Source organism: Streptomyces pratensis (assembly GCF_016804005.1).
Taxonomy (GTDB): Bacteria; Actinomycetota; Actinomycetes; order Streptomycetales; family Streptomycetaceae; genus Streptomyces; species Streptomyces pratensis_A.
This window is the reverse complement of record NZ_CP051486.1, coordinates 1,118,796-1,143,687: the sequence shown is the minus strand read 5'-3', so window position 1 is coordinate 1,143,687 and position 24,892 is coordinate 1,118,796. Positions and strand designations below refer to the sequence as shown.

At 71.5% G+C, this 24,892-nt stretch carries 27 protein-coding genes; 12 read left to right on the top strand and 15 right to left on the bottom strand.

The window, feature by feature from the left end:
- Positions 1-120: 120 nt before the first annotated feature.
- The 3 genes from HED23_RS05145 to HED23_RS05135 are packed head-to-tail and all read left to right on the top strand — an operon-like array spanning position 121 to position 3,664.
- The gene (locus HED23_RS05145; RefSeq protein WP_203182236.1) at positions 121-645 is read left to right on the top strand and encodes a PadR family transcriptional regulator; all 525 of its coding nucleotides are present in this window, start codon (positions 121-123) and stop codon (positions 643-645) included.
- Positions 642-1,328 (top strand): ABC transporter ATP-binding protein, encoded by a 687-nt coding sequence (locus HED23_RS05140; protein WP_203182235.1) that lies wholly within the window; start codon positions 642-644, stop codon positions 1,326-1,328. Before HED23_RS05145 ends, HED23_RS05140 begins: the two co-directional genes overlap by 4 nt.
- Positions 1,325-3,664 (top strand): ABC transporter permease, encoded by a 2,340-nt coding sequence (locus tag HED23_RS05135; RefSeq protein WP_203182234.1) that lies wholly within the window; start codon positions 1,325-1,327, stop codon positions 3,662-3,664. The genes HED23_RS05140 and HED23_RS05135 overlap by 4 nt, the downstream gene beginning before the upstream one ends.
- 32 nt (positions 3,665-3,696) lie before the next feature.
- Here HED23_RS05135 and HED23_RS05130 read toward each other — a convergent pair whose 3' ends face one another.
- Positions 3,697-4,656, bottom strand: a complete 960-nt coding sequence (locus HED23_RS05130) for a hydrogen peroxide-inducible genes activator (RefSeq protein WP_203182233.1) — start codon at positions 4,654-4,656, stop codon at positions 3,697-3,699.
- Positions 4,657-4,788: 132 nt separating this feature from the next.
- Here HED23_RS05130 and HED23_RS05125 point away from each other — a divergent pair, with 132 nt between their 5' ends.
- Positions 4,789-5,343 (top strand): peroxiredoxin, encoded by a 555-nt coding sequence (locus HED23_RS05125; RefSeq protein WP_014154322.1) that lies wholly within the window; start codon positions 4,789-4,791, stop codon positions 5,341-5,343.
- 11 nt (positions 5,344-5,354) lie between these two features.
- Positions 5,355-5,891 (top strand): alkyl hydroperoxide reductase, encoded by a 537-nt coding sequence (locus HED23_RS05120; RefSeq protein WP_203182232.1) that lies wholly within the window; start codon positions 5,355-5,357, stop codon positions 5,889-5,891.
- Positions 5,892-5,953: 62 nt separating this feature from the next.
- Here the strand turns inward: HED23_RS05120 and HED23_RS05115 are convergent, their stop codons facing one another.
- The 5 genes from HED23_RS05115 to HED23_RS05095 form a co-directional block, all read right to left on the bottom strand.
- A complete protein-coding gene (locus HED23_RS05115; protein ID WP_203182231.1) occupies positions 5,954-6,685 on the bottom strand; it encodes a VOC family protein in 732 nt (243 codons plus the stop codon).
- A gap of 78 nt (positions 6,686-6,763) precedes the next feature.
- Positions 6,764-8,179: an AI-2E family transporter gene (locus HED23_RS05110; protein WP_203182230.1), complete on the bottom strand. Its 1,416-nt coding sequence runs from the start codon at positions 8,177-8,179 to the stop codon at positions 6,764-6,766.
- A 127-nt stretch (positions 8,180-8,306) separates the two neighbouring features.
- Positions 8,307-9,020, bottom strand: coding sequence for a transglycosylase SLT domain-containing protein (locus HED23_RS05105; protein ID WP_203182229.1), 714 nt, complete (start codon positions 9,018-9,020; stop codon positions 8,307-8,309).
- Between the two features lie 389 nt (positions 9,021-9,409).
- Positions 9,410-10,732, bottom strand: a complete 1,323-nt coding sequence (locus HED23_RS05100) for a PhoH family protein (RefSeq protein ID WP_203182228.1) — start codon at positions 10,730-10,732, stop codon at positions 9,410-9,412.
- 349 nt (positions 10,733-11,081) lie between these two features.
- On the bottom strand, positions 11,082-11,843 hold the full coding sequence (locus tag HED23_RS05095; protein ID WP_203187364.1) for an isoprenyl transferase: 762 nt from the start codon (positions 11,841-11,843) through the stop codon (positions 11,082-11,084).
- 207 nt (positions 11,844-12,050) lie between these two features.
- Here HED23_RS05095 and mgrA point away from each other — a divergent pair, with 207 nt between their 5' ends.
- Together mgrA and HED23_RS05085 are read left to right on the top strand one after the other, a co-directional pair.
- A complete protein-coding gene (mgrA, locus tag HED23_RS05090) occupies positions 12,051-13,088 on the top strand; it encodes an L-glyceraldehyde 3-phosphate reductase (protein ID WP_203182227.1) in 1,038 nt (345 codons plus the stop codon).
- 335 nt (positions 13,089-13,423) lie between these two features.
- On the top strand, positions 13,424-14,602 hold the full coding sequence (locus tag HED23_RS05085; RefSeq protein WP_203182226.1) for a winged helix DNA-binding domain-containing protein: 1,179 nt from the start codon (positions 13,424-13,426) through the stop codon (positions 14,600-14,602).
- Positions 14,603-15,065: 463 nt separating this feature from the next.
- Here HED23_RS05085 and HED23_RS05080 read toward each other — a convergent pair whose 3' ends face one another.
- The 3 genes from HED23_RS05080 to HED23_RS05070 form a co-directional block, all read right to left on the bottom strand.
- A complete protein-coding gene (locus HED23_RS05080; RefSeq protein WP_203182225.1) occupies positions 15,066-15,521 on the bottom strand; it encodes a hypothetical protein in 456 nt (151 codons plus the stop codon).
- A 103-nt stretch (positions 15,522-15,624) separates the two neighbouring features.
- Positions 15,625-16,443, bottom strand: coding sequence for a class I SAM-dependent methyltransferase (locus HED23_RS05075; RefSeq protein WP_203182224.1), 819 nt, complete (start codon positions 16,441-16,443; stop codon positions 15,625-15,627).
- Positions 16,444-16,514: 71 nt separating this feature from the next.
- Positions 16,515-17,354, bottom strand: coding sequence for a prepilin peptidase (locus tag HED23_RS05070; RefSeq protein ID WP_203182223.1), 840 nt, complete (start codon positions 17,352-17,354; stop codon positions 16,515-16,517).
- 103 nt (positions 17,355-17,457) lie between these two features.
- Here HED23_RS05070 and HED23_RS05065 point away from each other — a divergent pair, with 103 nt between their 5' ends.
- On the top strand, positions 17,458-17,847 hold the full coding sequence (locus tag HED23_RS05065) for a DUF192 domain-containing protein (protein ID WP_203182222.1): 390 nt from the start codon (positions 17,458-17,460) through the stop codon (positions 17,845-17,847).
- Here the strand turns inward: HED23_RS05065 and HED23_RS05060 are convergent.
- From HED23_RS05060 to HED23_RS05050, 3 genes are all read right to left on the bottom strand, one after another.
- The gene (locus HED23_RS05060) at positions 17,819-18,112 is read right to left on the bottom strand and encodes a hypothetical protein (RefSeq protein WP_203182221.1); all 294 of its coding nucleotides are present in this window, start codon (positions 18,110-18,112) and stop codon (positions 17,819-17,821) included. The genes HED23_RS05065 and HED23_RS05060 overlap by 29 nt on opposite strands.
- A 45-nt stretch (positions 18,113-18,157) precedes the next feature.
- Entirely contained in the window at positions 18,158-19,345 is a 1,188-nt protein-coding gene (locus HED23_RS05055; protein WP_203182220.1) for a hypothetical protein, read from the bottom strand.
- Between the two features lie 318 nt (positions 19,346-19,663).
- Positions 19,664-20,143, bottom strand: coding sequence for a hypothetical protein (locus HED23_RS05050; RefSeq protein WP_203182219.1), 480 nt, complete (start codon positions 20,141-20,143; stop codon positions 19,664-19,666).
- Positions 20,144-20,473: 330 nt separating this feature from the next.
- Between HED23_RS05050 and HED23_RS05045 the strand changes: the two genes are divergently transcribed.
- A complete protein-coding gene (locus HED23_RS05045) occupies positions 20,474-21,754 on the top strand; it encodes a benzoate/H(+) symporter BenE family transporter (protein ID WP_203182218.1) in 1,281 nt (426 codons plus the stop codon).
- A 34-nt stretch (positions 21,755-21,788) separates the two neighbouring features.
- On the opposite strand, the gene HED23_RS05040 is transcribed toward HED23_RS05045, so the two are convergent.
- Positions 21,789-22,229 carry a VOC family protein gene (locus HED23_RS05040; RefSeq protein WP_203182217.1) on the bottom strand — a complete coding sequence of 147 codons (441 nt, stop codon included), beginning with the start codon at positions 22,227-22,229 and terminating at the stop codon, positions 21,789-21,791.
- Positions 22,230-22,309: 80 nt separating this feature from the next.
- Positions 22,310-23,017 (bottom strand): 2-phosphosulfolactate phosphatase, encoded by a 708-nt coding sequence (locus tag HED23_RS05035; RefSeq protein ID WP_203187363.1) that lies wholly within the window; start codon positions 23,015-23,017, stop codon positions 22,310-22,312.
- A 232-nt stretch (positions 23,018-23,249) separates the two neighbouring features.
- On the opposite strand from HED23_RS05035, the gene HED23_RS05030 reads away from it, so the two are divergent.
- From HED23_RS05030 to HED23_RS35830, 3 genes are all read left to right on the top strand, one after another.
- Positions 23,250-23,588: a hypothetical protein gene (locus HED23_RS05030; protein ID WP_203182216.1), complete on the top strand. Its 339-nt coding sequence runs from the start codon at positions 23,250-23,252 to the stop codon at positions 23,586-23,588.
- Positions 23,564-23,980 carry a type II toxin-antitoxin system VapC family toxin gene (locus tag HED23_RS05025; protein ID WP_203182215.1) on the top strand — a complete coding sequence of 139 codons (417 nt, stop codon included), beginning with the start codon at positions 23,564-23,566 and terminating at the stop codon, positions 23,978-23,980. Before HED23_RS05030 ends, HED23_RS05025 begins: the two co-directional genes overlap by 25 nt.
- Before the next feature lie 63 nt (positions 23,981-24,043).
- Positions 24,044-24,184 carry a hypothetical protein gene (locus HED23_RS35830; RefSeq protein WP_338019621.1) on the top strand — a complete coding sequence of 47 codons (141 nt, stop codon included), beginning with the start codon at positions 24,044-24,046 and terminating at the stop codon, positions 24,182-24,184.
- Positions 24,185-24,244: 60 nt separating this feature from the next.
- Here HED23_RS35830 and HED23_RS05020 read toward each other — a convergent pair whose 3' ends face one another.
- Entirely contained in the window at positions 24,245-24,712 is a 468-nt protein-coding gene (locus HED23_RS05020) for an ATP-binding protein (protein ID WP_203182214.1), read from the bottom strand.
- Positions 24,713-24,892 lie beyond the last annotated feature (180 nt).

Sequence of the window (24,892 nt, the reverse complement as noted above, 5' to 3'; positions counted from 1 at the left end):
GGGGCGGGTCCGTACGGCCCCGCTCCCGCCCCCGCCCCCGCCCCCGCCCCCGGCACGAGCGCCTCCACGCACCCGGACCTGTATACACGCCGGGTATACACACCGTGTACAGTGCGGCGCATGTCAATCGGTCACACCCTCCTCGGGCTCCTGGAATCCGGCCCTCGCCACGGCTACGACCTCAAGCGCGCCTTCGACGAGAAGTTCGGGCACGATCGCCCCCTGCACTACGGCCAGGTCTACGCGACGATGTCCCGACTGCTGAAGAACGGGCTCGTCGAAGTGGACGGGGTCGAGACGGACGGCGGACCCGAGCGCAAGCGCTACGCCATCACCGACGCCGGCATCACCGACGTCACCACCTGGCTCGCGCAGCCCGAGAAGCCGGAGCCGTATCTCCAGTCGACCCTGTACACGAAGGTCGTCCTGGCCCTGCTCACCGGCCGCGACGCCGCCGACCTCCTGGACGCACAGCGTTCCGAGCACCTGCGCCTCATGCGCATCCTCACCGACCGCAAGCGCGGCGGCGACCTCGCCGACCAGTTGATCTGCGACCACGCCCTCTTCCACCTCGAAGCCGATCTGCGCTGGCTGGAACTGACCTCCGCGCGCCTCGGCAAGCTCGCCGAGGTGGTCGCCCCGTGACCCCCGCCGGCTCCCTGATCGCAGCCCACGGACTGCACAAGACCTACGGCTCGACCCCCGCGCTCGACGGCGCCTCGTTCTCCGTCCACCCCGGCGAGGTCGTCGCCGTCATGGGCCCGTCCGGCTCCGGCAAGTCGACCCTGCTGCACTGCCTGGCCGGGATCGTCACCCCCGACTCGGGCACCATCACCTACGGCGGCCGCGAACTCTCCGCGATGTCCGACGCCGAACGAAGCGCCCTGCGCCGCAGCGACTTCGGATTCGTCTTCCAGTTCGGACAGCTCGTCCCCGAGCTGACCTGCGTGGAGAACGTCGCCCTGCCCCTCCGCCTCAACGGCGTCAAGCGCAAGCAGGCCGAACGCACCGCGCTCGAATGGATGGGGCGGCTGGAGGCAGAGAACCTCGCCACCCAGCGCCCCGGCGAGGTGTCCGGCGGTCAGGGCCAGCGCGTCGCCGTGGCCCGCGCCCTGGCGGCCTCCCCCAAGGTGATCTTCGCCGACGAGCCGACCGGCGCGCTGGACTCCCTCAACGGCGAGCGGGTCATGGAACTGCTCACCGAGTCCGCCCGGACCGCCGGCACAGCCGTCGTGCTCGTCACGCACGAAGCCCGCGTCGCCGCGTACTCGGACCGCGACGTCGTCGTACGCGACGGCCGGTGCCGCGATCTGGAGTACGCCGTATGACCTGGCTGCGCGATCTCGGCCTCGGCATGCGCTTCGCCGCAGCGGGAGGCCGCGAGGGCTGGGCACGGACCGCCCTCACCGCCGTCGGCGTGGGTCTCGGCGTGGCACTGCTGCTGGTCGCCTCGTCCGTGCCGCACCTGCTGGAGCAGCGGTCGGCGCGCGACCAGGCCCGCGAGGAGTCCTCGGTGTCGCGCTACGAGAAGGGCGTACCGAAGTCGGACTCCACGGTCCTGCGCGTCAGCGCGTCGACCGAGTACCGCGGCCGGACCGTCGAAGGCTTCCTGATGCGCGCCGAGGGCTCCCGCCCCGCCCTCCCACCCGGCGTCACGGCCTTCCCTGGGCCGCGCGAGATGGCCGCCTCACCCGCACTCCGGGAACTGCTGGCCTCACCCGAGGGCGCGCTCCTCAAGGAGCGCCTGCCGTACCGGATCACCTCGACCATCGCCGACGAGGGGCTTCGCTCCCCCCACGAGCTGTACTTCTACGTGGGCAGCGACTCCCTGACCCCCGCCGCCGGCGGGCACCGGCTGGCCGGTTACGGCGACGACACCCCGGACGAGCCGCTCACGCCCGTCCTGGTCGTCCTCGTCGTCATGATCTGCGTCGTGCTTCTGGCACCCGTCGCGATCTTCATCGCCACGGCCGTCCGGTTCGGCGGCGACCGCCGTGACCGCCGGCTCGCCGCCCTCCGCCTGATCGGTACGGACATACGGACGACCCGCCGGATCGCAGCCGGCGAAGCCCTGTTCGGTTCGCTGCTCGGGCTGCTGGCCGGGCTGGCGTTCTTCCTCGTGGGCCGCAGGTTCGTCGGCCACCTCACGGTGTGGAACCACAGCGCCTTCCCGTCCGACCTGACCCCCGCCGCATGGCTGGCGGCGCTGATCGCCGTCGCCGTGCCTCTCGCCGCCGTACTGGTCACGCTCGTCGCCATGCGCTCGGTGGTCGTCGAGCCGCTGGGCGTCGTCCGCAGCGCGGGCAGCCGCAGGCGCCGCCTCTGGTGGCGTCTGCCGATACCGGTCCTGGGACTGGCCGTGCTGGGACTCACGGGAAGGGTCGACGAGTTCACACCCGTCGACCCGTACCCGATCGCAGCCGGCGCCGTACTGGTTCTCTTCGGGCTCGCGCTGCTGCTCCCCTGGCTGGTCGAGGCCTGCGTGAACCATCTGCGCGGCGGCCCCCTGCCCTGGCAGCTGGCAATCCGCCGGCTCCAGCTGAACAGCGGTGCGGCGTCCCGCGCGGTCAGCGGCATCACCGTGGCGGTGGCCGGAGCGGTGGCCCTGCAGATGCTGTTCGCTGCGATGGGCGACGAGTTCAAGCAGATCACGGGACAGGACCCGAAGCGGGCACAGTTCCACACCTACTCGGAGACGGTCAGCGGCGACGCCGCGGCCCGGGCCATCGAGGCGTTCCGGTCCACCCGGGGCGTGGAAGCAGTCATCGGCACGGTCGAGACCTATGCGACCAGGCCGGGGAAGGTCAAGGAGGGCGAGGTCATGCCCACCACCTCGCTCAGCGTCGGCGACTGCGCCACCTTGAAGGAGCTGGCCGAGATCGACTCGTGCAAGGAGGGTGACGCCTTCGTGGTCCATCCCAGGAACAACAAGGAGATGAGCGACTGGATGGACGAAACGGCACGCAAGGGCAAGGAGGTCGAGCTCAACTCCGCCGTCGAACTCGACCCCGGCGCCCGGTCCGTGCGCTGGACCCTCCCCGCGGACGCCCCGACCGTCACCGCCGCCCCCGACCCCCTCGGCGAGGAGCACTGGGGCATCATGGCGACCGTCGGAGCCGTGGACCCGCGCACGCTGCCGTCCGCCCAGACCGTCGTGCAGATCAAGGTCGACGAGAGCGTGGCGGATGTCGCCGAGCACGTACGGAACACGGCAGCCAGGATCGACCCCGCCATGCACGTCGCCACCCTCACCTCGGTGACGCGGGACCGCCAGTACGAGAGCGTGCAGACAGGCCTCCGGTTCGGCGCGGTGGCGACACTGATGCTCATCGCCGCCTCGATGCTGATCTCCCAGCTGGAACAGCTCCGGGAGCGCAAGCGGCTGCTGTCGGTCCTGGTCGCCTTCGGTACCAGGCGCGCCACCCTCGGCTGGTCGGTGCTCTGGCAGACCGCGGTACCGGTGGTCATCGGCCTCCTGGTCGCGATCGCCGGCGGGCTCGGACTCGGCGCCGTCATGACCTGGATGCTGGCCAAGACCGTGACCCGGTGGTGGCTGTTCCTGCCGATGGCGGGTGCCGGCGGGGCCCTCGTCCTGGCCGTGACACTGCTGTCCCTGCCGCTGCTGTGGCGCATGATGCGGCCCGACGGGCTGCGCACGGAGTAGTGCGGAGGGGTGGGCGCGCCGGGCGGGCGCGCTCACCCCTCTTCGGGCACCCGTACCGGCAGTGTCCCCAGCGCACCGCGCAGCGCGGTCGCGAGCTCCTCGAACTCCTCGTGCCGCGCCGATCCCGTCCGCACCGCCAGCGCCACCCGCCGCGAGGGCGCCGGGTCCATGAAGTACCCGGTGGAGAGGGCCTCGTTCCGCCCTGTCTCCACCGTCACCGCCGTACGCGGCAGCAGCGTCACCCCGAGCCCGCCCGCGACGAGCTGGACGAGGGTGGAGAGGCCGGCCGCGGTCGTCGTCACCGGCGCCCCCTGGGTGCGCCCCGCCTCCCGGCAGATGTCCAGCGCCTGGTCGCGCAGGCAGTGCCCCTCGTCGAGCAGCAGCAACGGCAGGTCGCGAAGCGTCTCGCGCGGCAGGCCGGTGCGCCCGGCGAGCTGGTGCCCCTTCTCCATGACGAGCACGAAGTCCTCGTCGAACAGCGGTAGTTCCGTGACACCCGGGACTCCCAGCGGCACGGCGAGCAGCAGTAGGTCCAGCCGCCCGGCCGCCAGTCCGTCCAGCAGCGAGGAGGTCTGCTCCTCGTGGACCTGGAGATCCAGGTCCGGGTAGCGCTCATGGACCAGCCGGAGCACGGCCGGAAGCAGGTACGGCGCGACCGTCGGGATCACGCCGAGCCTGAGTATCCCGGTGAAGGGCGCCCGCACCGCCTCGGCCTCCTCCATCAGCTCACCGAGCGCCTCCAGCACCACCCTGCTCCGCACCGCGAGGCGCTCCCCCGCGGGCGTGAGCAGCACCTTTCGCGTCGTACGCTCGATGAGCTGGACACCCAGTGCCACCTCCAGCGCGGACACGGCCCCGGAGAGCGCCGGCTGACTCATCCCGATTGCCGCCGCCGCGTCCCGGAAGTGCAGGTGCTCCGCCACGGCCGCGAAGGCGCGCAGCTGCGAGAGGCTGGGCTGCTTGACCCTAATAGCCTGATTTACATACGCCACTGATAGGCACCTCCGATCATCCCGACCGAGTGTAGCTATTTCCGTGATCAATGCACTGTGTGCCAAGGTGGGGGCAGTCCAACCCCCAGGAACGCCCCCAAAAGGGGATTTCCTACGCAGCAAGGAGTGCGCGTGCTCACTGTCGGTGACAAGTTCCCCGAGTTCGACCTGACCGCTTGCGTGTCGCTGGAGAGCGGCAAGGAGTTCGAGCAGATCAACCACAAGACCTACGAGGGTCAGTGGAAGATCGTCTTCGCGTGGCCGAAGGACTTCACCTTCGTGTGCCCCACCGAGATCGCCGCCTTCGGCAAGCTGAACGACGAGTTCGCCGACCGTGACGCGCAGGTCCTCGGCTTCTCCGGTGACTCCGAGTTCGTGCACCACGCCTGGCGCAAGGACCACCCGGACCTGACCGACCTGCCCTTCCCGATGCTGGCCGACTCGAAGCACGAGCTCATGCGTGACCTCGGCATCGAGGGCGAGGACGGCTTCGCCCAGCGCGCCGTCTTCATCGTCGACCAGAACAACGAGATCCAGTTCACGATGGTGACCGCCGGTTCCGTGGGCCGTAACCCCAAGGAGGTCCTGCGGGTCCTCGACGCCCTGCAGACCGACGAGCTCTGCCCCTGCAACTGGACCAAGGGCGAGAACACCCTCGACCCGGTCGCCCTCCTCTCGGGCGAGTGAGCTGATACGACATGGCACTCGATGAACTGAAGTCCGCCATACCGGACTTCGCCAAGGACCTGAAGCTGAACCTCGGTTCGGTCATCGGCAACAGCGAGCTTCCCCAGCAGCAGCTCTGGGGCACCGTCCTGGCCTGCGCGATCGCCTCGCGCTCGCCGAAGGTGCTGCGCGAGCTGGAGCCGGAGGCCAAGGCCAATCTCTCCGCCGAGGCGTACACCGCGGCGAAGTCGGCCGCCGCGATCATGGCGATGAACAACGTCTTCTACCGCACCCGGCACCTGCTGTCGGACCCCGAGTACGGAAACCTCCGTGCGGGTCTGCGGATGAACGTCATCGGCAAGCCGGGCGTGGAGAAGATCGACTTCGAGCTGTGGTCGCTCGCCGTCTCGGCGATCAACGGCTGCGGCCAGTGCCTCGACTCCCACGAGCAGGTGCTGCGCAAGGCCGGTGTGGGCCGTGAGACCATTCAGGAGGCCGTCAAGATCGCTTCGGTGATCCAGGCGGTCGGTGTGACCCTCGAATCCGAGGCCGTACTCGCCGAGCAGTAAACGGCAGTACCTTTGTACGAGAAGGGCCCCGACGACGACCGACCGTCGACGGGGCCCTTCTTTCATGCCCGCCCGGTGACGTGGAGCGGGGTGCGCTGTACGACACGGAAGGTGAGCCCTTCCGGGCTGCTCAGCCGGAGGCACGGCCGGCCGTCGTGGTCGTGCTCCCTGCGCGCCTCCTGGCCGTGGACGAGGGCCAGGCCGGCCACGGCGTCCACGTCGTCGGCGACGACGGTCAGCTCCCACCGGGGAGCCGGCACGTCCGGCCCGTGCGCGGGCACGAAGTGGGCGCGGTCCGGGACCGTGCCGAGCATGGCCGCGTAGAAGTCCCGCGCCTGCTCGGGGCGGTCGCAGGCGAGGGTCATGGACTCCGGGACGCCGGCCGCCGGGGTCCACCGGTAGGACTCGTGCGTCTGCCAGAGGGAGAAGGCGGCCCCGACGGGATCGACGAGGGTCGCGATGCGGCCCTGGTCGCCGGCGTCGAAGGGAGCGAGCACCAGGTGCGCGCCCTCCTTCATGGCCCTGTCCGTGGCCACGTCGACGTCCTCGACGGCGATGTAGTAGGCGATGTGGGCGGGGAGCCCTGCCGGGTAGAGGGGGCCTGCCAGGTCGCTGACGCCGCCTGTCCGGTGCCCGTCGGCGAAGATCGTGACCGCCTCGCGCCAGTCGTTCTCGTCCACCGCGAATTCCCAGCCCAGTACGGCCGAGAAGAACGCCGCCGTGCCCGACGGGTCGTGCGTCTTGAGGTCCATCCAGCAGAACTCGTGGTGTGCGCCGAGGTGTCGCGGTGTCATGGCACTCCGTATCGGTGAAGTGGCCCGGCAGCCGCTGCGGGCACGGTCCGGGCGGCCGCGTCCGACCGCATCCGGGTCCTACCGCTTCTGGTCGTCCGGCGAGCCGGTCCCGTCGGAGCGGCCGTCCTCGTCGGTGGCGACGGGGCCTGGGCCGTCGTCGGGGAGGGGCCGGGTGGCGGGCGGTTCCGTCGGAGCGAACGAGATCGCCGTGGCCCCGTGGGGCCCGGGTCCGTGCAGTGCGGACGGGTCCGGCCCGAACGAGCGGAGATAGCCGACCACCGTGTTGGTCACAGCGACCAGGGGTACGGCGACGACCGCACCGCCGATGCCGGCGACCATGCCGCCCGCCGCGACCGAGAGCACCACGGCCAGCGGGTGGACGCGTACGGCGCGGCCGAGGATGAAGGGCTGCAGGATGTGGCCCTCGATCTGCTGCACGGCGAGCACCACGATCAGCACCATCAGTGCGGTGAACACGCCCTGGGTGACGAGCGCGACGACCACCGCGAGGGCGCCGGAGACCACGGCGCCGACCAGTGGGATGAAGGCGAAGAGGAAGATGAAGACGGCGAGCGGGACCGCCATCGGCACGTCGAGGAAGTAGATCCCGAGCCCGATGAAGATCGCGTCGATCAGGGCCACGATCACCGTGCCCCGGACGTAGGCGGTCAGCGTCCGCCAGGCGCGCGGCCCTGCGCCGGCGACGCCCGGCCGTGCCTGGGAGGGCACCAGCTTGAGCACCCACTGCCAGATGCGCTTCCCGTCGTAGAGCAGGAAGAGCGTCGAGAACATCGCCAGCAGCAGACCGGTGAGGACCTCCACCATCACCGTGACGCCCTGGAGCCCGGCGGAGGTGATCTCCTCGGTGTTGGTGCCGATGGTGTCGCTGAGGTTCTTCGCGATGTCGTTGATCTGCGACTCGGTGACGTGGAAGGGGCTGTCCAGGAGCCAGCGCTTCAGTTCGTCGATGCCGTCACGGACCCGGTCGGAGAGGGTGTCCAAATTGTCCATCACCTGCCAGACGACGAACCAGCCGACCAGTCCCATGACCACGAAGCCGAGCACCGCCGTGACCGCGGTGGCCAGCCCTCGCGGAAGCCCGAGTCTCCGCAGCCGTACGACGGTCGGCTGGAGCATCGCGGTCACCAGCAGAGCGGCCACGAAGGCGAGGACGACGAGTTGCACGGCGCTGATGACCCGCATGAGCACCCAGAGCGTGCCGGCCAGGACCAGCAGCCGCCAGCCCGCCTCGGCCGCGACGCGCATCCCCCAGGGGATCGCGGCCACGGGGTCGGCTTTGGCGGCGACGGAAGGGGCGTAGGCGGGTGGGCGCGGCACCTGTTCGGCGACGGCCGTGGAGAGCGTCGACGAGGAGGCGCTCACGGCGTCCGCGTCGGCGCGGCGCTCGTCCTCCGCGCGGCGTTCTTCCAGGCGCGCCCCGATCTCGGTGAGTTCGGCGCCCAGCCGGCCGAGCCACCCCGGAAGTTTCGACATGGATCTTTCCTTCCCCCGTACGCTCCACGCACGCTCCGGAGCTGTCCGGAAGACCGTACACGCGTGAAGCTCCGCACCGTAGGACGGTGCGGAGCTTCACGGAGTTGCGAGCGGACCTCGCGGGGTCCTAGTACCAGTGGTTGGCCTGCCAGAACGACCAGGCGGCGCAGGGGCTGCCGTAGCGGTCGCTGTTCATGTAGCTGAGGCCCCACTTGATCTGGGTGGCCGGGTTGGTCTGCCAGTCCGCACCCGCCGACGCCATCTTGGAGCCCGGCAGCGCCTGCATGATGCCGTAGGCGCCGGAGGACGGGTTGGTCGCCTTGTAGTTCCAGCCCGACTCGCGCTCCACGATGTTGCTGAAGCACTGGAACTGGTCGGCCGGCATCATCGCCCGGGCCATGGCCTGGACCTCGGCAACGCTGTAGGAGCCCTGCGCCGAGAACGAGGAGGCGTCACGGACGGAGGACCGGCTCGCACGCTCGGCCTCGTCCTTCTTCTCCTTGGCCTCGCGCTCTGCCTCCAGCTTGTCCTCGGCCGCCTGCTTCTTCGACTTGGCGTCCTTGGCGGCCTGGATGCGGGCCGTCTCCTCGGCGGACTTCTTGGCCGCCGCGTCGGCCGCGGAGGCCTGTGCGTCGGCCTGCTGCGTCAGCGAAGCGGTCTGAACCTGGGCCTGCTGGCCCGCGGGGATGTCTGCGAGCAGCGTGGTGTCGGCTGCGGCCGCTTCGAAGTTGTTGTCGTCAGCGGCGGGGGTGCCGCCCGACGCAACGCCTACGACGGCGCCTACGGTGGTGACCGCGGTGGCAGATGCCACGGCGAACCCCCGGACCGAGATCCGGCTCACACGGTGTCCTTCCAGCATCGCCCGCTTAGGTGACCTCGCGGGCGCAATCGTGCCCCTGACACTGGCCTCCCTACTGCTTGGGTCACGGGAGGCACGGGCCCGGTGGGCGACTTCCTCGCGGAAGCGCCGCGTGGTGCTCGCGGGCGGCATACGGACGGCGATTGTTGAGTTGTGTGGTGCGTGGCGCCTCTGGAGGTGCCCAAGTGCCGTATGCGGGGCCTGACGGAAGCAAGACTCTGCCGGAAGGACACGGCGCGTTGCAATTCTGTGTTGCGTGTGAAAGCTCACACCTCGTTTGGCGCACAACTTTTTCGGAAATGACGGCGCAGCACAATGCCGCCCGGCTAAGCTCCTTGGCTCGCCGGGCAGCATCTATGGGGTGTAGCGGGTCAGATGTGGCCGTCCTCCAGCATTTCGGTCACGAGCGCGGCGATCGGCGAGCGCTCGGAGCGGGTGAGCGTGACGTGTGCGAAGAGCGGATGCCCCTTCAGCTTCTCGACCACGGCGACGACTCCGTCGTACCGGCCGACCCTGAGGTTGTCCCGCTGTGCCACGTCGTGGGTGAGTACCACCCGTGAGTTCGTCCCGATGCGGGACAGCACGGTCAGCAGGACGTTCCGTTCGAGGGACTGCGCCTCGTCCACGATCACGAACGCGTCGTGGAGCGAGCGGCCCCGGATGTGGGTGAGCGGCAGGATCTCCAGCATCCCGCGTCCCAGCACCTCTTCGATGACCTCGCGCCCGGCGACGGCCGACAGCGTGTCGAAGACGGCCTGCGCCCAGGGGCTCATCTTCTCGGCCTCGCTGCCGGGGAGATAGCCGAGCTCCTGCCCGCCGACCGCGTACAACGGCCGGAAGACCATCACCTTCTGGTGCTGCCGGCGCTCCAGTACGGCCTCCAGGCCCGCGCAGAGTGCCAGGGCGGACTTGCCCGTGCCCGCCCGGCCGCCCATGGACACGATGCCGACGTCCGGGTCGAGGAGCAGGTCGAGCGCGATGCGCTGCTCGGCGCTGCGGCCGTGGATCCCGAAGGCCTCCCGGTCGCCGCGCACGAGACGTACGTTGCCCTCGGCCGTGACCCTGCCCAGCGCCTTGCCCCGCTCGGACTGGAGGACCAGCCCTGTGTGCACGGGGTATTCGGCGGCTTCGGGGATGTAGAGGCTTTCCTCGCCGAACAGCAGATCGACCTGTTCCGCGGCGACGGGGAGTTCCGCCATCCCGGTCCAGCCGGAGTCGGTGACGGCGAGTTCGGCGCGGTACTCCTCGGCGAGGAGGCCGACCGACGAGGCCTTGATCCGGAGCGGCAGGTCCTTGGAGACGACGGTGACGTCGTACCCCTCGGCCTGCAGGTTGCGTGCGACCGCGAGGATCCGTGAGTCGTTGTCCCCCAACCGGTAGCCGGCGGGCAGGACGCCGGGGTCGGAATGGTTGAGTTCGACACGGAGCGACCCGCCCAGATCCCCGAGCGGGATCGGGGCGTCCAGCCGGCCGTAGCGGACCCGGAAGTCGTCCAGCAGGCGCAGGGCCTGCCGGGCGAAGTATCCGAGTTCGGGGTGGTGCCTTTTGGCCTCCAGCTCCGTGACGACGACGATCGGCAGCACGACTTCGTGCTCGTCGAACCGGGTCATGGCTTTGGGGTCGGCCAGCAGGACGCTGGTGTCGAGAACGTAGGTGCGCCTGTCGGGCATGCGGCGCTTGGTGCTGGTCACCACGGAAGGACGTACCCCCTCGGACGAGGTCGGGGAGTGCGACGGACGTCGCGGAACTTCCCGAAGGGAGAGGACGGACCGGGTTCTGGCCCTGTGCGCGGGCCGAACACCGGCCCTCCGCGTCGGCCGCACGGTGTGCGGTCCTTCGTGTGCAAAGGGCCTCCCGGGCGAGCGGGCTGGGTGCCGCTCACTTGGCTGCGACGTCCGCCTGGTTGCTGACCGGACATCGACCTGAGAGCTGTATTCCCTCGAACACGCGAAGCCATGCCCCTGCCTGCGACAAGGTGCGCCGGACGGTGTCTCCGGCGCCCCGTCGGCGTCCTTCGGCCGTCCCCCCGGATGTGCCGCTCCCTCAGGCCCCGTAACGCCGGTGCCGCGCCGCGTAGTCGCGCAGGGCGCGGAGGAAGTCGACCTTGCGGAAGGCCGGCCAGAAGACCTCGCAGAAGTAGTACTCCGAATGTGCGCTCTGCCAGAGCATGAAGCCCGACAGCCGCTGCTCCCCGCTGGTACGGATCACGAGGTCCGGGTCGGGCTGTCCGCGGGTGTAGAGGTGCTCGGAGATCAGGTCCGTGGAGACGACCTCGGCGAGCTCCTCGAAGGTCGTGCCCCGCGAGGAGTGCTCCAGGAGGAGGGAGCGGACCGCGTCCGCGATCTCCTGACGGCCGCCGTAGCCGACGGCGACGTTGACGATTATCCCCTCGATGCCCGCCGTCGCCTCTTCCGCCTCCTTGAGGACGGTCTGGGTACGCGACGGCAGCAGGTCGAGCGTGCCGACGTGGTGGACGCGCCACCGCCCGTCGGAAGCCAGCTGGCGCACCGTGTTCTCGATGATGCCGAGCAGCGGGATGAGCTCCGCCTCCGGCCGGTCGAAGTTGTCCGTGGACAGCAGCCAGAGGGTGACGACCTCCACGTCGGTCTCGCTGCACCACCCGAGCAGCTCCGAGATCTTGTCGGCCCCGGCCTGGTGTCCCTGCACGGCCGAGCCGCCGGACGCCTTCGCCCACCGCCGGTTGCCGTCGAGGATGACTCCGATGTGCTTGGGCACCTGGTCGTGATCCAGGCGGCCTCCCACCCGGCGTGCGTAGAGCCCGTACACCAGGTCGCGCAAGTTCACTGAGTTCACCCTCTCGGTTCCGTACGGGCCCGAGGCCCGCCCTCCCCCTCACCGGGGGTCCGGGGCCGCCCCCCGGGGGATCGCCGTGCGGTCCGCGCACCGCGCTTCCGCGCCGCGGATCGGCATGTCCCGAAGCGGCCACATTACTGCGGACGGGTCACAAGGGCCCAACCCGGTCTGTCACAAGTCCGTGATAAGGAGTGAAACGTGACTGATTCCCTTTCCTACCTCGCCGGCGAGTCGCGATACGACTCCATGGAGTACCGCCGTACCGGCCGCAGCGGGCTCAAGCTGCCCGCCGTCTCGCTCGGCCTCTGGCACAACTTCGGTGACGACCGTGCCCTGGGTTCCCAGCGGGCGATCCTCCGCCGTGCCTTCGACCTCGGCGTCACCCACTTCGACCTGGCCAACAACTACGGCCCGCCGCCCGGCTCCGCCGAGCTGAACTTCGGCAAGCTCTTCCGCCAGGACTTCGCCCCGTACAGGGACGAGATCGTCATCTCCACCAAGGCCGGCTACCGGATGCACCCCGGCCCGTACGGTGAATGGGGATCCCGTAAGTATCTGCTGTCCTCGCTCGACGCCTCCCTGCGGCGGATGGGCCTGGATCACGTCGACATCTTCTACTCGCACCGCTTCGACCCGGCCACCCCGCTGGAGGAGACGATGGGTGCGCTCGCCTCCGCCGTGGGCCGGGGCAAGGCGCTGTACGCGGGCGTGTCCTCCTACAGTGCGGCGCAGACCGTCGAGGCGGCGCGGATCCTCAAGGAGATGGGCGTGCCCGCGCTGATCCATCAGCCGTCCTATTCGATGGTCAACCGCTGGGTGGAGGCCGACGGGCTGCTCGACGCGCTGGAGACGGCCGGCATGGGCTGCATCTCCTTCGCGCCGCTCGCCCAGGGGCTGCTCACCGACAAGTACCTGACGGGTATCCCCGAGGGGTCGCGCGCGAGCCAGGGCAAGTCCCTGGACCCGGGACTGCTGTCCGACGAGATGGTGCGGCGGCTGCGCGGGCTGAACGACATCGCGCGGGGCCGCGGGCAGTCCCTGGCGCAGCTGGCGCTCAACTGGGTCCTGCGTGACAGCCGTATGACCTCTGCCCTCATCGGCGCGTCGAGCGTGAAGCAGCTGGAGGAGAACGTGGCCGCGCTCTCCGCCCCCGCGCTGACGGCCGCCGAGCTGAAGGAGATCGACACCTTCGCCGTGGACACCGCGAGCACCAACATCTGGGCCGGCCGGGGCTGAGGCACCGCCGCCCCGCGGCCTGATCCGCGTGCGTCACCCGGGGTCTTCACCCGGGGTCTTCACCGGGCCGGCACAGGTGCCGCACAAGGGCCGCACCCCGGAACACCGTCCGGGCACAAAAAACGGGCCGGTCCGTGGGGGGGGGTTACGGACCGGCCCGAGGGGGGGTTTCCACCATAACCCTTCGTAAGTGATGGTGGGTGCCACGCCACGAAATAATCACTCTCCGAATTCGGCGGACTGCGCTGCGGGCACGCCGTCCGAGCGTCACAGCGGACCTGCCCGCCGACGCCTACAGGACAGTTCCTGTCCTGTAGGCGTCCTACATTCGGCTCATGACGACACGAGCCCGCAGCACGACCGTGAGCTGGTCCCAGGCGAACGCCCGACGTCTGGACCGGCAGTCCCTGGCCGACAGCGCCTCGTCCGCCTCTCACGCCGCCCCTGACGCCGCCGGCGCTGTCGCCTCGATGCTCGGGGCGCACGCGCAGGTGCTGTCCGCCGCGGAGCTCTCGGTCGCACTCCGGGCGCCGGGGGTGACGCGTACAGATGTGCGTGCGGCGCTGTGGGCAGACCGTGCCCTCGTGAAGACGTTCGGCCCGCGCGGCACGGTGCATCTGCTGCCGGCCGAGGAGCTGCCGATGTGGACCGGAGCACTGTCGGCCGTACCGTCGGGCGGCAGCCCGTTCTCCAAGGACGCCCGGATGACGCCGGAGCAGGTCGAGGAGGTGGTGGCCGCGGTGGCCGGCTCCCTGACCGGTGCCGAGCTCACGATCGACGAACTCTCCGACGAGGTGATCGCGCGCACCGGCCCCTGGGCCGGCGACCTGGTGATGCCCGCTTTCCAGGGGATGTGGCCCCGCTGGCGCCAGGTGCTGCATCTGGCGGGGCACCGGGGCGCCCTGTGTTACGCGCCGAACCGGGGCCGGAAGGCGACGTACACCAATCCCGGCACCGTCCCGATGCCCGGCCCGGAGGCGACGGCCGAGCTCGTCGGGCGCTATCTGCGGGCCTACGGTCCCGCCACACCGGTCCACTTCGCCCAGTGGCTCTCGGCGCCGCGCGGCTGGGCCGGGCGGCTCTTCGAGGACCTGGCCGGGGCCGGCGCGATCGAGGAGATCGCCTTCGAGGACTGCGGACCGGCCTGGGTGGCGGCGGGCGACACCCGGTTCCCGTCCTCGGAACCGCGCGGGGTACGGCTGCTCCCCTACTTCGACGCGTTCACCATCGCCTCCCGGCCCCGCGAGCGGCTCTTCCCGGGCGCGGCGTACGGACGCGCGCTGGCCGGCGGCCAGGCGGGCAACTTCCCGGTGCTGCTGGTGGACGGCACGGTCGCCGGGGTGTGGCACCAGCGTCGCTCGGGGAAGCGGATCGCGGTGACGGTGGAACCGCTGAGCCCCCTGGACGCGGGGCGGATGCGGGCACTGGAGGAGCAGGTGGAGGGGCTGGGCAGGGCGCTGGAGGGGTCCCCGGAGCTGACGGTGGGAAAGGTGACCGTGGGCGGTCACGCGTAGAGCGGGCCGGCGGGGACGGCGGGGGCCGACTTGGGGCGGCTGGGGCCAACAGGTCCCGGCGAGGGCTCCGGGACGGCCGGGCAGCGTGGCCCGGCTCGGGCAGGGCCCCGGCGGGGGCAGCACGCCCCGGCGACAGCGGGGCCCCACAGGGGCACGGACGGGCCGGTGAGGCAGCACGGACGGGCGACTCGGTCGGCCCCGACAGGGCCCGCGCCGGGACAGCGCGGACGGCGGGGACGGCGGGGACGGCGGGGGTCGGCTCAGCCCGGCGCGGGTCGGCAGGCTCTGCGGGGCACGGGCGGGCCGCCCTGGCAGTGCGGACGGGCAGCGCGGACGGCCGGGGGACAGCACGGGCGGCACACGTCGGCAGGGCCCCGCCCTGGTCAGCAAGGCCCGGCTCAGGTCAGCGAGGCCCGGCTCAGGTCAGCAAAGCCCGACCCGGGTCAGCAAGGCCCCACCCGGGTCAGCGGGGCGTGAAGCGGATGGTCACCGTGTCGCCGCCGATGACCACGAAGTCGCCGTTCTCGCACCGGATCACCGCCTCGCGCACCTCGCCGTGCTCGTCGCGCCGCTCCTGCGTGCCGGTGACCGTCCAGGCACCGCCGTAGGGAGGGGGAGGCAGCCGGTCCAGCTGCTCGAACTGCCACTGCCCCGCGGGTACGCACCAGTCCGGGAGGCCCGGCCAGGCTCCGGAGGTGATGCTCAGCGTGTGGTCGGAGGCGCAGGTCAGCAGGACCGACTGCCCGTCCTCCAGTACGAATTCGACGGCTTCCGGCTCCCCCGCACGGCCCTCGGGCCGGTAGAACAGGCCATGGACGGCTGTGATGCGCGCGCCCGTGAGCCAGTCAGCCTTCCCGTGGCGCGGCCTGCCGGACGGCGGGCTGATCTCCTCGCCCGCCACTTCCCTTCCCACCGACATGGCCCCCTCCTTCGTTGTGCGCTCAACTACCAGGGTCGCACTACTCATGGGTAGGACGGTGGGGGAGGTGATGCCGTTGCACCCGTGGCCCGTGAAGACGCCCTCAGCGTAGGCCCGTCGGCGGCTTCTCCGGCTTCCTCGCCTCGATCAGGAAGCGGGCGCTGTGGGCGACGAACGGCCCTTCTTCCTCGATCTTCCGGTGCAGGGAACGCAGTTGGGGCAGATAGGCGCCCACGGTGAATCCAGGGACCATCCAGATGACCTTGCGCAGGAAGTAGACGACGGCTCCGATGTCGAGGAACTCGACACGCAGCCGCTCGGCACGCAGGTCCGTCACTTCCAGTCCTGCGGCCTCCGCGTCGTCCCGTGCGCGCTGCGGGTCCCGGGCGCGACGGTTCTCGGAGGAGAGCGGACCGAGGAAGTACTCGATGAGCTCGAACACGCTCTCCGGGCCGACCTGCTGGGAGAAGTATGTGCCCCCGGGGGCCAGCACCCTCGCGATCTCGTCCCACCAGGCCGTCACCGGGTGGCGGCTGACGACCAGGTCGAAGGCGCCGTCGGCGAAGGGCAGCGGCGGCTCGTCGGAGTCCGCGACGACGGCAGCGCCTCGCGGGTGGAGAAGTGCGGTGGCACGGGCGACGTTCGGCGGCCAGGACTCGGTGGCCACGGTGAGCGGCGGCAGCACGGGGGCGGACGCGAGCACCTCCCCTCCCCCGGTCTGGATGTCGAGCGCGGCCCCGGCCTGTGCCAGCCGGCCCGCCATGGCGCGCGCGTATCCCCAGGAGGGGCGCTGCTCGGTGGCCCGTCCGTCGAGCCACGAGAAGTCCCAGCCGTCGACGGAGACCGCGTCGGCCTCCGCGACGAGCGTGTCGAAGCGCGCGTCCGAGGCGGACGGGACGAAGGGAGTGGACGGTCGGGTCATACGGGAAGGGTGTCAGCCCCCGACGGTCTGGCGCGACCCGATATTCCGCATGTCCGTGCGCCGGGTGAGGCTCAGGCGGCGAGGCCCCCGAACACCAGGCCGAGCAGCGCTCCCGCGATCATGAACGGGCCGAACGGGATGCCCGTCCTGCGCCCGGCTCGTCGCATCAGCATGAGCCCCGCCCCGTACAGCGCCCCGAACAGGAACCCGGCGAAGCCGCCCGCGAAGAGCACCGCCCAGCCGTACCATCCGAGCGCCACGCCCAGCGCGAGGGCGAGCTTCACGTCACCGAAGCCCATGCCGTTCGGGTTGATCAGGAAGAGCAGGAAGTAGAAGCCGCCGAGCGCCACTCCGCCCAGCAGGGCGGAGATCCAGGATCCGCCGTGCTCGGGCAGCAGGGCCGCGCCCCCCAGGAGCGCCGCCGCGGCGCCGGCGAGGGGCAGCGTCAGCGTGTCGGGGAGCCGGTGGACGCGGCGGTCGATGACGGCGAGGAGCACGGCCACGGGAGCCAGCAGCAGCCAGACGACGGCCTCGGGCCGGGCCCCGGTGGCGGCGGCGAGGGCCACACAGGCGAGCACCGTGACGACCGGGACGACGACGGCGGGAGCGTAGCGGCCCTGTCCAACTGGTGCGGAGGGCCCCTGCCCGGCCGGTGCGGAGGCCTCCTGCCCGGCCGGTGCGGAGGGCGCAGGAGTCGCGCCTCCCGGGAGCGAGGGGACGGCGATGACGCACGCCGCGCACCTGGTCGAGCCCAGCCAGCCCCGGGCCGGCCCGGTGAGGGCGTGCCCGGCCGGGCACGCGTCCCTCCATGGCTCCTCGGGCTCGACCGAGAAGCGGTACGCGGCACGCGGGAGCAGCAGTCCGGCGGCGGCGCCCCAGAGCGCGGCGACCGCAATCAGTGTGGCGTCCACGGACCCGACCCTAATCCTGCCCGTGCGGCGGGTCTTGGGCCCTGGGGCCCACTGAGGGCCGTTCGGGCCCACGGGCGGGCAGGCGGGGCTACGGTCGGTTCCCATGGGGAGATGGCGTGACGGCAGCGGGACTCTGACGGTCGGGACGGGATCCGGGGTGCGGGAGGTGCCCCTGCGCATCGCCGCCTCGTACCGGGCGAGGGCGCGTGGACTGCTCGGCGCGGACGGGGTCGACGGGGCGCTGCTGATCACGCCGTGCGGGAGTGTGCACACCTTCCGGATGCGCTTCACGATCGATGTGGCCTACCTGGACCGGAAGTTCAACGTTCTGGCGGTCCGCACGATGAGGCCCGGACGGCTCGGTCTGCCCAGGCTCCGGGCCCGTCATGTGGTCGAGTCGGAGGCCGGGGCGATGGAGGGGTGGGGCCTGCGGCCCGGGACGCGGGTGCGGGTCTCCGCACCCGTCACGGAAGTTTCGCCGCCTGTGCGGTGACGAGTCCGGCCGGTACCTCCGGTGTCGTCTCCGTGAGGAAGTCGGGCCCGTCCTCGCTCGTCGTGCGGAACCCGGCGGCGCAGGCCGGCGCCGCGTGACGGACGGACGGGCGCAAGGGCTCCTCGGCCCCGCCCCTCGGGTGGGAGGTGAGGATCTCCGTGACGACGGTCCGGTCGTCCTCGCCCTCCTCCCGCGTGTCCGTCGCCGCACGGAGGACGGTGGCGGCCGGGGCGGGTCCGGGCAGCTCTGTGCACCGGAGCGGCACGCCGACGACAGGGACGCCCCTTGTGCGTGGGCTCGTGGGTCCGGCTCATGGCGGCCCCGGCCCCAGCAGCGTCCACGCCCCGTACGCGGCGGAGGCCAGGGCCAGCGCGGCGACGGCCGTTCCGGTGCGCGCCGTCGTACGCAGCTGAGCCAGGGCGACGGCCGGGGGCAGGAGCAGGGGGAAGGCGGGCATCATCAGGCGGGGCCGGGAACCGAAGTAGCCGGAGCCGATGAGCGAGATGACGACGATCGCGATGCCGTACACCAGCACGGGGAGCGGCTGCCGCTGCCGTACGCAGAGGAACACCAGCCACCCCAGCAGCCCCAGGGCGGCGCAGAGCCCGATCGCGGCGGGAAGCGGGAGTCCGGCGATGAACACGGCCAGCGCCCGGCCCCCGTCGATGCTGTTGCCCCACTGCGCCTGGACGTCGAAGTACGCGAACGGGCTGCCCTCCCGCACGGCGACGAACACCACGTACGCCAGCCATCCCAGCGGTGCCAGACAGACACCCAGCAGCATGCGCGTGTTCCGGGTCACCAGGCCCCGCCGGCGCCCCGCACGCCACTCCCGTACGAGGGCCACGGCGGCGGTGAGCGCGAGTGCCGCGATGAGCGCGGCCGCCGAGGGCCGGGTCAGCCCGGCGAGCACGCACAGCGCGCCCGCGGCGATCCAGCGGCCTCTGAGCACGGCGTACAGGGACCACGCGGCGAGCGCGGTGAACAGGGTCTCGGTGTACGCCATCGACTGTACGAACGCGGTCGGGTACGCGCCCCACAGCGCGGCCAGCACCACCCCGGTCCGCCGTCCGTACAGCCGCGCTCCGACTGCGAAGATCCCCCAGGCCGCGAGGAGGCCGGCCAGCCAGGCGACTGCGATCCCGGCGCCCTGCACGGTGAACGGGGTGACTGCGGCGAGACCGCGCTCCAGGGCCGGCAGGAGCGGGAAGAAGGCCAGGTCCGGGTGGACGCTGCCGTCGGGGAGGGTGACGGTGTAGCCGTAGCCGTCCTCGGCGATCCGCTGGTACCAGACGGAGTCCCAGCGCCCGCCCAGCAGGTGCAGGGCGTCCTTCCCGGCCACCGACGCCGACACCCAGAAGACGAGGAGTCCGACGGCCCGGACCACGGCGTAGGCGCCCAGGGCGGGGGCGGCGGCGGTGAGCAGGGCCATGGCGCGCTGCCGGGTGCTGCGGGGTTCGGGCGCCGCAGGGCGGGAGCGCGTCTGCTGATCGGGCATGCGGCCGATTATGAGCCCGCTGCCACGGGGACCGGTGAGCCGGGCCTGCCCCCCGGGGCCGGGGCGGGTGGGTCGAGGTGCCGGGCGCGGGCGGGTGACGGTGCCCGGGCAGGTCGAGGTGCCGGGCGCGGGCGGGTGGGTCGAGGTGCTGGGCCCGGGCGGGTCGAGGTGCCGGGCGCGGGCGGGTGACGGTGCCTTCCGGTTGCGGCCCGGCCCGGCGCCGTGGGGGTGCGCCGGGACGGGCGTCGATCACCTGCTCGACAGACGCTATTGACCGGGCGGCCCCCCGTCTTGGGCCCAGGGGCCCAACTCGGGCCCTCACCAGTCCTGGCCGGCTTCGGGGATGGGCCTGACCCGGGCACGGGGAAAGTGGCCGACCGGTTCCTCGACGGCGTCCACGGTGAGGTCAGGCGGGCCGTCCCCGTCCGTGTCGCCCTCCAGAACCCGTGCGCGTGTGCTGATGCCGTCCGGTGTGGCAGCCCAGTATGCCGAGGGGCGCACCCCGTCTGCCGGACGGAGCACGGCAGTACCCAGCAGGGCTGCGAGACGCAGTGCCGCCTCGGGCTCGGCCGGCGGTGCGGGCTCCACGTCCGGAGCCACCCGTACGTCCCAGGAGAGGGCCAGGTCACCGGTCAGGGCCGTGCAGTCGCAGAGGACCGGGGCCTCCCAGTCACGGTGGTCGTCCGTGCCGTCGGAGACGTCCACTTCGCCCGCCGTCACTCCCACCACCTCCGCCAAGGCCTCCGCCACGGCTTCGGGTGACGGGTGGTGGGCGGTCAGGAACGTGTACAGGGTCATGTCTCCGGCCCTCTCAGCGCTTCGTCGAACCGGCACGGTCGGACGCTCCGGCAGATCGCCGGCGCGCTCAGCGGTCATGATGCCCGTTGCGTCTCCGTCGTCACATGGAATCCGCTCCGTCACCTGGACGCCCCCTTTGCCTCCTGGTACCCGCGCAGGGCCGTCGTCATCGGGTTACGGGTCCGGCGTGGTCCGCGCCCGAAGTGCCCGCGCCCTCCCGTCTCGCGTGCCGGACCGGGCGGAGCGGTCGCGGCACGCCGTGCGAGGGTTTCGGGCGTTCGTACGACGCGTACGGCGGACGTGGACAGAGCGGGAGAAGGGCGACAGCGGATGACGGCCGGTTCATCGGTACCGACGGCGGAGGAACGTACGGAGCAGCCGTCGTCCGGCGGGCCCGCGCCCCGGCCACGGCTGGTCCGCGACCTGTCCCTGTCCGCCGTGCTCGCCGGGGTCGTCGCGGTCGTCGTCTCCTACTCCGGCCCGCTGGTCATCGTGCTCTCCGCCGCCCGCGCCGGGCACCTGGACGCAGGGCAGACCGGTTCCTGGATCTGGGCGATCTCGATCGGCAGTGGGCTGACCTGCATCGCGCTCAGCCTGCGCACCCGCATGCCCGTCATCACCGCCTGGTCCACCCCGGGTGCCGCGCTCCTGGTCACCAGCATCGGCTCGTACGCGTACGACGAGGTGATCGGGGCCTTCGTGGTGTCCGGCGTCGTGATCGCCCTGATCGGGGTATCCGGGATCTTCGGGCGGCTCATGCGGCTGGTGCCCGGCGCCGTCGTGTCGGCCATGCTCGCGGGCATCCTCTTCTCGTTCGGCGCGGATGTGTTCACTTCGCTGGAGCACACCCCTGTCATCGCGGGGTCCGTGCTCCTGGCCTACTTGCTGGGCAAGCGGTGGCTTCCCCGGTACGCCGTGCTCCTGGCGCTCGTCGCAGGTGTGGTGTGCAGCGCCGCGAGCTCGAAGCTGCACGTCCGGCTGGACCATGTCGGCCTGGTGCAGCCGGTGTTCACGACGCCCGCCTTCTCCGTGGCCTCGCTGGTCGGTATCGCGGTCCCGCTGACCCTGGCGACGCTGGCCTCGCAGAACGCTCCCGGCGTCGGTGTGCTCTCCGCGTCCGGGTACCGCCCCGACGACCGGCTGCTGGTCGGCTCCACCGGCCTGGTGTCGGCCGTGCTCGCTCCCTTCGGTTCCCACGCGGTGAACCTCGCGGCCATCACCGCCGCGATCTGCACGGGCCCCGAGGCGCACCGCGATCCCCGTCGCCGTTACGTGGCGGGGGTTGCCTGCGGTGCCGTGTACCTGGTGGTCGGTGCGTTCGGCTCGACCCTCGTGGCGTTCTTCGCCGGCCTGCCGAAGGAGCTGGTCGCCGCCCTCGCCGGCGTCGCCCTGCTCGGCGCGCTGTCCGGCGGCCTGACGGGCGCGGTGCGGGAGGAGAAGGACCGGGAGGCCGCGCTGATCACCTTCCTGTCCACGGCCTCCGGCGTCACCCTGTTCGGCATCGGCTCGGCCTTCTGGGGGCTGGTGTTCGGCGTCGCCGCGCACCTCGCGCTCAACGGCCGCCTCCGCCGCGCCGGTTCCCCTCCTGAGGACCCCGCACTGCGCCGGTGACCGTCCCCGACCTCCCATCGACCGCCCCACCCGCTCAGTCGAGGCAGAACCAGTTGCCCTCGATGTCCTCCATCCAGAGGCACGACTCGTCGAACTCGTCGGCGACCGGCAGCCGCACGCGCGTCGCGCCGAGCGGGATCAGCCGCGCGCGCACTCGGCGCGCGTCGAGTGCGGCCGGACGCTCTTCGCCCACGAGCCCGGAGCCGACCCGGACGTCGAGGTGCACCCGGTTCTTGACGACGTTGCCCTCGGGAACGCGCTGGAAGTACATGCGCGGGCCCACACCCGTGGGATCCATGCAGACGAACCCCGCCCCCTGACGCTCGGGCGGCAGGGTGCGGTCGTACGCGTCCCACGTCGCGAACCCCTCCGGGGGCGGCGGTACGACGTATCCCAGCCCTTCGCACCAGAAGCGGGCGACGCGCTCGGGTTCCGCGCAGTCGAAGGTGATCTGGACCTGCTTGATCGTCGGCATCGGCCCAACAGAAGGGCGAGGCCCCGCGCGGTCCACGGTCTTTTCGAGGGCCGGGCCCGCCCCGGAGCGCGGTGCGGGGATCAGGCCGCCGGGCCTTCTCCGGTCGGCGCAGGCATCGTGTGGGGGCGCAGGACCATGAGGGGGCCTTCCGAGGCGGCGACCATGGCGAAGGGGAACCGGTCGACCTCCAGACAGAGCGCGACGTCATCGGGGTGGACTCCTTGGCGCACCCCGTCGGCCAGTTCGGCGGCGGCGCGCGACCCGGCGGCGCGGCGGACGTACTCGGCGGCGTCCGTCGGCCCGGCTTCGACGGCCCTGCGTGCGATGTACTGGGCACATGCCAGGTCCTCGTCGGCCTGCCCGTCCTCGCCGGTCACCACGAACGTGACGCTGTCGCTCTTCCGCGTTCGCAGGAGCTGAGCCGTCGCCTCCGCCACGACGAAGCCGGCGCACAGCACCAGCGACGCGTCCCGGACGGCAAGGGCGCCGACCGTACCTGCCGTGGTCTTCTGCACGACGGTCCGTCCGCCGAGGTCGACGGACCGCAGCAGGCCGGGCGAGTTGACGGCGTCGAAGCCGGGCGCGGACGGACCGTCCTTGATCGCCGCCCAGTCCGGATGGCGCGCCTTGAGCGCCAGGGCTTCGTCGAGCGACCCGGCGAGAACGATCTTCTCCGCTCCCTGGGCGAAGGCCCACGCGGCCACGGTGTACGCGCGCATGACGTCCACCACGACCGCCACGGAGGGGACTTCGGCCAGATCAGCGATTCCGAGGAAGCGGGAGTCCATCCGATCATGATCGCGCATGCCCGGGCCGTCGTACCCGGATCGCGACGCGCATCACATCAGCCGTTCGGCACGCTGCACTTCCCGCTGTCCGCGTCGCGGGAGAGGCGATGTCCACCCTCCTGCGACGCCCTGGCGGCGTCGGTCGCCGGTGCGGACCGCCCTCGGTCGGCGACCGGTCGGTGCAGATCCGATTGCCGAGCCGATTGCTACTCCCTTTGCTACCCTTGGCCTCATGGATGTCTCCTCGGAGTACACGCACGATGACGGCCCCGCCCAGAAGGTCAGTATCTCCATGCCGGCCAGCCGGGTCGCGGCCGTCAGGGCTCGCGTCGGCGCTCGGGGTTTCTCGGCCTACATCAGCGCAGCCGTCGAACGGCAGATACAGCGTGATCTGCTGGAAGAGCTGCTCCAGGCCAGCGAGGACGAGGCCGGTCCAATCCCTCAGGCCATGACGGACCGCGCCGCAGAGGCGTTCCGTGCGGCCGAGGCACTCACCGCATCGGAGAACGGCGGCGAGGGTGAGCAGGGCAGCCAGGGGGACTCGACATGGCACGACCGCACAGCCAGTTGAACCAGGGAGTTCTCCTGCTCGACAGCGAGGGCCTCTCGAAGGCGGTAGCCGCTGACCCGCAGGTCACCGCCTTCATCCGGGCGGCTCAGTCGAACGACATACTGGTAGCCGTGAGCGATCTGACACTGATCGAGGCCTGGCACGGCAAGGTCCGGATGGACCGGTTCCGCTGGTATGTGTCACGTCTTCAGGTGCTCCCGGTGACCGAGGCGATCACGTGGAGCGCGATCGACCTGCTGCGCGACGCCGGCCTGCACGGCCACAAGTACGCGATCGACGCGGTGGTGGCCGCTACCGCACTGAGCTACCGAGGGCCGCGCATCATCCTCACCTCGGACTCCGACGACATGCTCAGGCTCTGCGGTGGCCGGGTGCGCGTCGAGGGCGTTTGAGCATCCAGGTCCGCGCGGCATCCCCTCGCCACTACGGGGGCCTTCAGTTGGTCGAAGCGGCACATCGACCACCCGTCGGAGGTGGCGTCCCTCGGTCAGGAGATCAGTGCCGAGATCCTCGGCATCGACCTGACCCGCGAACGGGTGACGATGTCCCTCAGAGCTCTGCAAGGCGACGACGTCGGAACCGCCCCGGAAACATGATGGAGACCCCACCACTCCATCCAGTACAACATCCCCTCCCTCGTCGCTCCCCTCCCGGTGTCACCCCGGAAGGAGAGCCCACGACTTGGTTCCCCGGTGCGGCGGCGGCCCCTCGGTGACGCCCCACTCGCCGCCCCAGTCGTCGACGACCGCCGCCAGCAGCCAGAGGGCGCGGCGGCGGCGGGCCGCGCAGAGAGCGAGCGTGTCCGGGTCGGCGTGGCGGGGGTGCTGGTCCCACAGGACGATGCGGAGGGCGTCGTCGCGGTGGCGGAGGGAGAGGTAGAGCTCACGGCCGGGGGTCAGCGCGGCGTTCACGGCGATGAGTTCGGTGACGGCGAGCGTGACCGGCCAGGCGTACGAAGGGAGCCCGTAAGCCGGCAGCGAGGCGGCGACAGCGCGCCGCCCGACCGCCGCGCTGCGCGGGTCTCCGGGCAGGGTGAGGCTGAGCACGAGCCCGGGGGCGGGAAGGGGCGCACTCACGGGGCACAGCGCGGCGGCGGGTGGGGGCGGTGGCGCGTACGGGTGCATGGCTGACTCCCTGGATCCGGGACTGAGTTGACGGGGTCACCGCCGCTGCGGTTGAGCTGTGGCCTGTCTCCCTGGCGCGGGCCTGCCCCTCCCAGGGCAGGAGGTTCGGGCAGGCCCGTGCGATGCACTTCGGCTCTACGTGGCGTGTGCGGTAACGGAACTCAATGTAGGCGCATGGGG